The sequence below is a fragment of the Mangrovimonas sp. ST2L15 genome (genome assembly GCF_001280515.1).
GTDB lineage: Bacteria > Bacteroidota > Bacteroidia > Flavobacteriales > Flavobacteriaceae > Mangrovimonas > Mangrovimonas futianensis.
On sequence record NZ_LBIQ01000008.1, the window covers coordinates 1 to 1,949 of the forward strand.

Annotated in this window: 1 pseudogene; it reads left to right on the forward strand. The window is 51.7% G+C overall.

Going from position 1 to position 1,949, the window contains the following annotated elements:
* Positions 1-831 precede the first annotated feature (831 nt).
* Positions 832-1,949 (forward strand): annotated as a pseudogene (locus tag ZA07_RS16090) (chromophore lyase); the annotation flags it as partial.

The following is a 1,949-nucleotide window of genomic DNA, read 5'->3' on the forward strand; positions in this document are numbered from 1 at the left end:
ACCTTCCAGGTGATGGATGCCAATGAGTGTACATACAGCGAGACCATGACCATCGATCCGCTACCGACCATTTCCTTGAGCACCGTGCTTACCAAGGACCTGGACTGTACGGCCAACCCAGATGCCATCATTACCGGTACCATAACGGGTAGCTCAGCGCCCTACACCTATGCCGTGTCCATTAACGGTGGTGCCTTTACGGATCTTGGCGCAACGGGAACGACCTTTACCTATAGTGCATCAACAGCAGGGACCTACCAGTTCCAGATCACCGATGCCAACGGTTGTACCGCTACCTCGCCAGAACATACCATCAACCCCATTACGCCTCCGGCCATCAGCCTGATAGCACAGACAGCCCCAATACTTTGTAACGGGGATACCAATGGCGCCATGGAGATCACCATTGATGATACCGTGGGAACCCCGCCATTTACAATCAACGTATTCAACGATACCACCGGAACCGATTACGGAACACAGACTTCCAGCTTGCCAGCCGGATCCTATACCGTGACCGTGACCGATGCCAACTCATGTACCGGTACCGACACCATCGTTATCGATGAGCCGGACCCTATTGACGTGACCTATCATGCCGTGGACATCACATGTACGAGTACCGGAGTATCACAAGGATCTATTATTGTAGATGGTGTTACCGGTGGAACCGCTCCCTACAACTATTTCGTAACTGGCACCAACGGTTATGAAAACTCCGAGCTTAATGCCACGGGATCCACTTCCGTGAGCTTTGATGTGGTGGACTTCGGGCTTTACCAGATCAACGTCATCGATGCCAACGGATGTTCCGTTCTGGTCCAGGACGTATTGGTAGCATCGCCTCCTACCGATCTTGACATTACCGTAGCATCTACCGTGGACTGTTCCACTGGTGGGACTGCCGTGGTAAGTGTGGGATCTACCCTAAGTAGTGCCGGACCTTTTTACTTCAGTATCTACCAGGGACCTATATCAGAATATCCAAACCCTGCCGGGTCATGGATACCTGAAGATGCACCCGGTAGCCAGTCGGCAACCTTTACGGGATTGACCCCGGGGGTAAGCTATACCTTTATTGTATATGACGAATCAACCAACTGTAGCTACTTCGAGCCTGCTACGACTCCCATACCTACCAACTCATCCTTAACGGCCACGGCTGTTACGGCAAACAACATTACGTGTTCCGGTAGTGACGATGGGAACGTAACCTTTACCATCAACAGTGTCTATGGCACTGGTATCGATATATCCTATGAGGTGTTCGATACCCTGTCACTGGAATCTACCGGTGTGACCGGTTCTGGATCTGTTCCTTCAAACGGGTCTACCACCATCACCGATCTGGGACCATTGCCTTTTGGCAACTACTATGTCCTGATCACCGAGAATACCGGACCAAACGCAGGATGTAGCATTGTTACCATTCCTTTCAATATCACACAATCAGAGATCCCGTTGACCCTAACGGCCTCTGTGGACCAAAATGCCAACTGTAACCCCAATTCGGGAGTGATCAGTGCCATCGCACATGATGGAACGGCACCATACCTATACCAGATAACCACCACCCCTGCGGCCCCGGATGCTTCGGACAGTGCTTGGGCTTCCACCAGTACCTTTAACGTGGATGCCGGAACATATTACGTGCACACCATGGATGCCTATGGATGTATCGTTACCGTTCCTGTTGATATGATCTCTGATCCAGCCCCGATAGTCGATGCCGTGGCCACCAATCCGTGTACCGCTGCCGAAGGTGGGTTTGAAATTGAGGTCACCATGCCTACTGCGGGCGTAGCGCCATACAGTTTCAGTATCAACGGTGGGGCCTTCCAGACACAAAGTACGCCGTTTACCATTTCCAACCTATACTCTGGAACCCATACCGTGGAGGTACAGGATGCCAACGGCTGTGGAAACTTAGTGTCCGTGACCATCGAAGC